This is a genomic window from Mesorhizobium sp. M7A.F.Ca.US.006.04.2.1 (assembly GCF_004022915.1).
GTDB classification, from domain to species: domain Bacteria; phylum Pseudomonadota; class Alphaproteobacteria; order Rhizobiales; family Rhizobiaceae; genus Mesorhizobium; species Mesorhizobium ciceri.
Genome location: NZ_RZQA01000302.1, coordinates 1 through 6,726 on the forward strand (window position 1 = coordinate 1; position 6,726 = coordinate 6,726).

Genomic DNA, 6,726 nt, shown 5'->3' on the forward strand with positions numbered 1-6,726 from the left:
ATGGTTGACCACGCTTTTCAAAGATCGTGAACTACATCTCCTCGTTGTGCTCGACGCACTCCGGACAAGTAACCTCATGGGCGCGGCATGCAGGATTAACCGAGCCCAGCCGGTCATGAGTGCGGCCTTGCCGGGTCGGGCGATAGGCAGTCATGCCCTGCCCTTCCTGCGGGTCAAGCACTCCGAAAAAACATTTCCCCCATAAATGCTAGATCTTCCGTTGCCTTTTCGCGTCACAGGCCGTCAAACGCCCGGCCGTTCACAACAGTGATCCGGCAAGTGTTTGGCTGCGCGAGACGATGCTGCAGGGAGTCGTCCTGCATGGCACTTCGCTATGATGCTGCGGTGCCGTCTAACGGCGCCTCGTGCTTGAACGCACTGAACGGCCACCGCGATCAAAATCGATGGTTCGAGGACCGTTGATCATCACCCCGCCAGCCTCGATCTTGTTTGCCGCCACGAGAGCGACACAGAGACTGCTGGTGAAGATGCCCGCCTGCCCGCTATGTTCCGGATGGTTGACCATCCCGGATGGACCCATCGAGGGTGTCAAGGCGAGCATGAGCACAGGCGCGAACAGTTCACGGGCAGGCGCGACGGTGGCCGCAAAGCAACGTCGCGCCAGCATGCGATCTCAGCAGGATCGGCACCATCCTGTCAGGGAGCAATGCGAGTGGCTGGCTTAGCCGCTGCGACGCTGCCCGGCATCGCGTTCAATTGATCTGGCGCCTTAAATGCAGGAAGGCTTCGCGGCCGGTACGAGGCGCATCCCTCCTCCGAAGCAGCACGCCCAAGTATCATCACAAGCCCCGAGCGCCCGCGTTCGGCGATGTCCAATTTCCGACAATGTCGGAATACAGTCAGATCTGCTGGATTGACTTTAAATGGTTTTCTCATTTGGCACAGCGCATGCTGGTTATCCGGAAACACGTGACCGACCAACAAGAAGTCGCATGACACAACCGAAGCCATCCATGTCTGACGGGCTGCCCAGGATACCTACTGCGACCGCGCTTGCCCGGTGACGACCGCTCCGGCTCCGCCCGTTACCGACGAGGCAAAGTGACGGATTTCCTGCGTTTCAACGACATGGAGGTGGTTGTCATTCCCGCTGGGGGACAGACTCGGCCTGTTCAAGGCATTGCGCGAAGGCGGCAAGATGACGGCCACCCGTGCGCGAACTCAAGGAGCGCAGCCTGTATCGTGTATCAGGCAAATAGGCCGTCGGTCAGTGACCTTGACACAGGGGACATGCGCAAGGTCCTGAAGTTTGATGCAGCGATAGAAGGGTGCCAATGACAACAATAGCTTACAGGAACGGAACCATGGCTGGCGACGGCCGAGCCTTGGGTTTTGACTCAGTATCCGTCGGTGAGAAAACGAAGGTGTTTCGCTTATGCGACGGCACACTCATCGGCGTTTCCTCTTCGTCCTTGGGTATTCCAAAGGCCGTTCGAGACTGGGTTGAGAAGGGCATGGATGTTTCTGATATTCCTGTGCCGCGCAACGACGACAATTTTGAATTTGAGGCGCTGATAGTGCGCAAAAATGGGGAAGCCGTATTGTTGGACGGCAATTGGCTGCCAAGTGATCCCGTGAAAGGTGAATATTATGCCATCGGGAGCGGCAAGCAGTATGCTTTGGCCGCGCTGGTTTTGGGCAAGTCAGCTAAGGAAAGCGTCGAAGTTGCCGCGAAACTCGACGTTTGGACTGGTGGCACAGTCACTGCCATAACTCACTAAACCCGCCTTTCGGCGGGAGTGTGACAGTGCGAGCGTGGAAGTAGGGCGCCACCCCGGGGCACGTCGAGCCCTGTCATGTGAGCTGGTCCATAAGCGCGCGAAAGCGTCCAGTTGTGGCCAAAAGCACGATTTGCGACAGAACCGGCCCGCTTCTATGAGTATGGGCCGCTTTTTGCGGCCAGCGTGCTTGCCATCCTGCCGCCAGTGGCCGTCGCCTTCTTCTTCCAAGGTTACCTCGTCATGAAGTAGAGCACCACGATCTTGTCGGAGAGATCGGAAGGCGGACGGCCCTTCCGTCCGCGTCGGCCAGTTCGAAAGGCGGCGCGGCCTGCTCGTCGATCGCCTGGAAGAACCTCTCCGCGCTGTCCCTCATCTTGTCGAGATCGGCGCCCGGATGGTGGGCCAGCGCGGAGGTCCCGAGGATCAGCGCCAGAAATTGAATCGCAAGCGACGGTTTCGCTTTCATGGACAATGCATTCCGGTTGGGGGCGTTCGAGGGCTCCGCGGCTAGGATTGGTCTCACTGTGTCTGCTCCCGCTCCCGGCGGCTCATCTGCCTGATAGGCGCGTTCCCGCTCGGGCCATGTGCTTTTGATGAAGGCCAGAACGGCCCGGATCTCCTCGTCGGTGAGGACATTCCCGAAGCCCGGCATGTCGCTCTGGTAGCCGCCGCCGACGACCGCGGCCGGTCCCGGCGCCGGCATGCGTCCCGAAGGCAGCGGGCTTTCCAATCGCGCTGACCTTCGCCTGGCTAAAACCGTCTTGCCTAGCGCTATCGCCGCGGCCGGGGCGCGGCCATCCGGTTGGCGAGCCAAGGCAATGTCCAGACCAATCCGAGGCCTGCCGCGGCCACGCATCGATAAGAGGACCGACGCCCTTCTCCTTTGCCGCCGCTGGAGAACAGGTATTTGATCAGCGCGGCCGTCCCGAGGACGAGCACGACGACGACAAGCAGCCACACCAGGCCCGTGCCGAACATCATCATGCCGCTCATGCATTCCATCATCGAAGCCTCCTATTCCGTGGCGTAGATGCCGCCGGTCGCGTCAGACTTTCGGATTTCGAGAATCTCGAAGGGCGCTTCCTTCGTGCCACTCATGCCGGGGGAGCCCATCGGCATGCCGGGCAGCGTCATGCCCTTTGATGTCGGGCCGCTCGGTCAAGAGCTTGTTGACCGTGCCGACCGGCACATGGCCGCTCACCACATAGCCGTCGATGAACGAGAGAAGGCAGCCATCGGCTTCCGGCGGAATGCCCTCTTCGCGGCTCATGGCGAAAAGGTCGTGAGTCGGCCTTGACGGTGATTCCTGGAAGGCCGATTCCAAGGCGAGCTGGCTTGAAGGCCGCGGTCCGGATGGTCGACTAGGCAGCTTGGTTCCACGATCGCAATGCTTGATCGCTTCATTGCAGGCCATGGGCTCTCGCCCCCTCCTTTTGCCACACGAGGCGCCAGCTCACGTGTTGTTGTTGGCGTGCGCCCCGGCAACCGCTTTCACCAGCCGCTCCAGCGATCCCGCGCGCTCCAGCTCCGCAAAGAATGATGCGGCGTGACGCTACCCAGCCGGTGCTTCTCGGCCTTCCAATTAAACTGTCTCGACGAAAGAGCCGTCTCCGTTGCTCCGGTCTCGGTGTTGAGTTCTCTAAGGCTGCGCCACACCTTGGTCCCCACGCCGGCAAATGATCTCACTATGCAGCCCGTGCTCGCACGCTCTCAAACTAATTACCGCTGCTGCAACACGCCGCCTGGCGGCCTGCACCGAAAAGCCGACAGGGGTGCATCTGAATAGCCGTGAACCCAGGTCTCAAAGACCATCCGGCGCGACGAGCGGACGCACCGCACGTGTGACACCCGCCTTGTGGGGCAGGGTTGCCTTTCTCAATCCCGGCGTTGGTCGGCGTCCCAATGAGCAGCAAGCTATTATCGGCCGCCGAATCTTAGTGGCTTCGTCGAGAGCCTCAATCAACCAAGCGGCGAAAGCCCCGCTAGAGTCTCCGCCCGCCTGTCGCTATGAAGCAGTTGCAGCCAGCGCTGCTTCAGGCGCATGAACTCGCCCGATGCAATGATTTCCGTCGCCCTGGGTCTTTCGAAGGGCACTGTTTCTATTCCCTTCTTCTTCGGCGCGCGGCTTGATGCCGACATACGGTTTCTTGACCTGCCGCCTGAACTGGCTGCCGAAGCGGGTGCCCCGCCAGCGACCCCGACAATCCCCTGTTCCGCAACTGCTGAAGAGCCGACTGCGCTCGCATCCCGATATTGCGCAACGGCACTATGCCGACATTCTGGAGACCGCAGCCGCATGAGCCTCGAGATGTTCCGCCGACCGTCGACAAAGGCGTCCTCTCGCCTGCGTCCGCCATTTGTCAGTGCTCGATCTGATTGGGGAGACGCCGGTCGTCGAACTGAAGAGATTCGATACCGGCAGGTGTCGTCGCTTCGTCAAGATCGAAAGCCAGAATCCCGGCGGATCGATCAAGGATCGCATTGCGTTGTCGATGATCGTTAATGCCGAACAGCGTGGCACGCGCGGGGCGGTACAATCATCGAAGCGACCGCTGGCAACACAGGGCTCGGCCTGGCCATCTGGCGGCACGAAGCGCGTGATCGCGTGTCCAAAAGCTGACAGCGTCAGACAAATGTCAGGTTCATTACAACCAACATCTGGGCACTGACGAGGTTTTTCGAAGCAATGGGCGCTAACTGCGCGCTGAGCGCGTTGGCATGGCTTTTGAGACTGAGTGACTGTGACTGCACTCAATGGGGCAAGACGAGCGATGCGCTCCTCCCTGAACCCGTGTGCCGTCTCTGAGAGGAAACCAGCTCGTGCAGAAACCTTTGGAAATAGCTTTGGACCGCAACGTGGTATTGCAGATGGAGTCCCCGGCTCCTTCGATTAGAGTCGAGAACTGGCTGCATGGCGAGCCCCTCACGAGCTTTGAGCCCGGCAAGTGTACATAGTCGAATTTTGGGCAACTTGGTGCGGCCCATGTGTGGACGGGATGCCCCATCTGATCCAGCTGCAGGGCGTCGCCAGGCGCACCATCTGGACAGCAGGAACTGGACTATGGGCAAGGTAACAGGCTTTCTCGAAATCGACCGGCAGGTGCACAAGTACCAGCCGGCCTCCGACCGCATCCGGCATTTCCGCGAATTCACGCTGCCGATGTCCGACAAAGAGGTCGAGAAACAGGCCGCGCGCTGCATGGATTGCGGCATTCCGTTCTGTCACGGGCCGACCGGCTGCCCGATCCACAACCAGATTCCAGACTGGAACGACCTCGTCTACAATGGCGACTGGGACAACGCGATCCGCAACCTGCATTCGACCAACAATTTCCCGGAGTTCACCGGCCGCATCTGCCCCGCACCTTGCGAGGAAGCCTGCACGCTGAACCTCGAGGACATTCCCGTCGCCATCAAGACGGTCGAGCAGGCGATCGCCGACAAGGCTTACGAAACCGGCCATATCAGGCCCTATCCGCCGGAGAAGAAGACCGGCAAGCGCGTCGCCGTCATCGGCTCCGGCCCGGCCGGCATGTCGGCTGCCCAGCAGCTCGGCCGCGCCGGCCACGACGTCCATGTCTATGAGCGCGAGAGCCGGCCCGGCGGGTTGATGCGTTACGGCATTCCCGACTTCAAGATCGAGAAGCACTATATCGACCGGCGCATCGAGCAGATGCAGGGCGAGGGCGTCACCTTCCATTGCGGCGTCAATGTCGGCGTCGACAAGCCGGTTGCCGAGCTGCTCGCCGAACATGACGCCGTGCTTTATTGCGGCGGTTCCGAAACGCCGCGCGCGGCCGGCATTCCCGGCGACGATCTCGGCGGCGTGCATGACGCGATGCCCTATCTGGTGCAGCAGAACAGGCGTGTCGGCGGCGAACCGATCCAGTCGGTGGCGTGGCCGTCGCATCCGATCCTCGCCGGCGGCCAGCATGTCGTCGTCGTCGGCGGCGGCGATACCGCGTCCGACTGCGTCGGCACCGCTTTCCGCCAAGGTGCGGTTCGCGTCACACAGCTCGACATCCGCCCGCAGCCGCCGGAGAAGGAAGACAAGCTTTCGGTCTGGCCATACTGGGCGACGAAGATGCGCACCTCGTCCTCGCAGGCCGAAGGCGCCGAGCGCGAATTCCAGGTGGCGACGCTCGAATTCATCGGCGAGGAAGGCCAGCTGACCGGCGTCAAGTGCTGCGAGGTCGACGACAAGCGCAAGCCGATCGCCGGCACCGAATTCGTCATCCGCGCCGATCTCGCGTTCATCGCCATCGGCTTTGCCGGGCCAGCCGCTCGCGGGCCGGTGTCGGAACTGGCCGGCCAGATGAAGATCGCCATTGACAGCCGCCGCTCGAAGAATGTCGAGGCCAATGACCGGGACTACAGGACCAGCGTCGAAAAGCTCTATGCGGCGGGCGACGTGCGGCGCGGCCAGTCGCTGGTCGTCTGGGCGATCCGCGAGGGCCGCCAGGCGGCGCGCGCGATCGACGAGGCGTTGATGGGGTCGAGCGTTCTCCCGCGCTGAGCCCGGCCTCGGAGCCGCGCTGCGACACTAACGATTGATCGCGGTCGTGGTGTCGGTCGCGGCTGCGGCCTTCGGCGGCCAGGAGAAATCGTCGGCGCGGCCGGGCGATGCAATCGGTGCCTTGCCCTCGACCACAAGCTTTTCACCGGGCAGGTCCGGATTGGCCTTTGCCGGCGGTGCCGCGCCAAGCAGCTCCGAGCCGCCGTCGAGTGCCGGATCGCTGAGCAGCATCGGCGCAGTGCGGTCGATGACGATGGGGGGCGCGGCCGGCGCCGGCGTCTCGACAGGGGCGCCTGCCGGAGCGGACGGTGTAATCATGCTTCCCGGCGCGGTCAGGCCGAGGATCTTCAGCAGCGGTTTTTCGGTGTAGAAGGCGAGCTTGCGCTTGCCCGCCTTCGAGATATTGATGCCGTCATCGGCGCGCAGCCGCACCGGCTGGCCGTTGATGTTGGGGCCGCTGGTGACGAA

4 protein-coding genes and 6 pseudogenes are annotated in these 6,726 nt (G+C 62.0%); 6 read left to right on the top strand and 4 right to left on the bottom strand.

The window, feature by feature from the left end; genetic code table 11:
* Both EN925_RS41480 and EN925_RS17325 read left to right on the top strand, forming a co-directional pair.
* A pseudogene (locus EN925_RS41480) lies at positions 1 to 205 on the top strand (hypothetical protein); the annotation flags it as partial.
* A gap of 1,120 nt (positions 206 to 1,325) precedes the next feature.
* On the top strand, positions 1,326 to 1,742 hold the full coding sequence (locus EN925_RS17325; RefSeq protein WP_063169404.1) for a hypothetical protein: 417 nt from the start codon (positions 1,326 to 1,328) through the stop codon (positions 1,740 to 1,742).
* 238 nt (positions 1,743 to 1,980) lie between these two features.
* Here the strand turns inward: EN925_RS17325 and EN925_RS41655 are convergent, their stop codons facing one another.
* The 3 genes and pseudogenes from EN925_RS41655 to EN925_RS17340 all read right to left on the bottom strand — a co-directional run.
* Positions 1,981 to 2,472 carry a cytochrome c gene (locus tag EN925_RS41655; protein ID WP_244514239.1) on the bottom strand — a complete coding sequence of 164 codons (492 nt, stop codon included), beginning with the start codon at positions 2,470 to 2,472 and terminating at the stop codon, positions 1,981 to 1,983.
* A gap of 41 nt (positions 2,473 to 2,513) precedes the next feature.
* Positions 2,514 to 2,747 (bottom strand): hypothetical protein, encoded by a 234-nt coding sequence (locus EN925_RS40750; protein WP_127312611.1) that lies wholly within the window; start codon positions 2,745 to 2,747, stop codon positions 2,514 to 2,516.
* Between the two features lie 9 nt (positions 2,748 to 2,756).
* Positions 2,757 to 3,036: pseudogene (locus EN925_RS17340) on the bottom strand (DUF411 domain-containing protein); the annotation flags it as partial.
* 801 nt (positions 3,037 to 3,837) lie between these two features.
* On the opposite strand from EN925_RS17340, the pseudogene EN925_RS40755 reads away from it, so the two are divergent.
* The 4 genes and pseudogenes from EN925_RS40755 to EN925_RS17360 all read left to right on the top strand — a co-directional run.
* Positions 3,838 to 4,042, top strand: a pseudogene (locus tag EN925_RS40755) (isopenicillin N synthase family oxygenase); the annotation flags it as partial.
* Positions 4,043 to 4,050: 8 nt separating this feature from the next.
* Positions 4,051 to 4,320: pseudogene (locus tag EN925_RS17350) on the top strand (pyridoxal-phosphate dependent enzyme); the annotation flags it as partial.
* A 278-nt stretch (positions 4,321 to 4,598) separates the two neighbouring features.
* Positions 4,599 to 4,762: pseudogene (locus EN925_RS17355) on the top strand (thioredoxin domain-containing protein); the annotation flags it as partial.
* Between the two features lie 41 nt (positions 4,763 to 4,803).
* Positions 4,804 to 6,258, top strand: a complete 1,455-nt coding sequence (locus EN925_RS17360) for a glutamate synthase subunit beta (protein ID WP_128336740.1) — start codon at positions 4,804 to 4,806, stop codon at positions 6,256 to 6,258.
* Positions 6,259 to 6,285: 27 nt separating this feature from the next.
* Here EN925_RS17360 and EN925_RS17365 read toward each other — a convergent pair.
* Positions 6,286 to 6,726 (bottom strand): annotated as a pseudogene (locus EN925_RS17365) (DUF459 domain-containing protein); the annotation flags it as partial.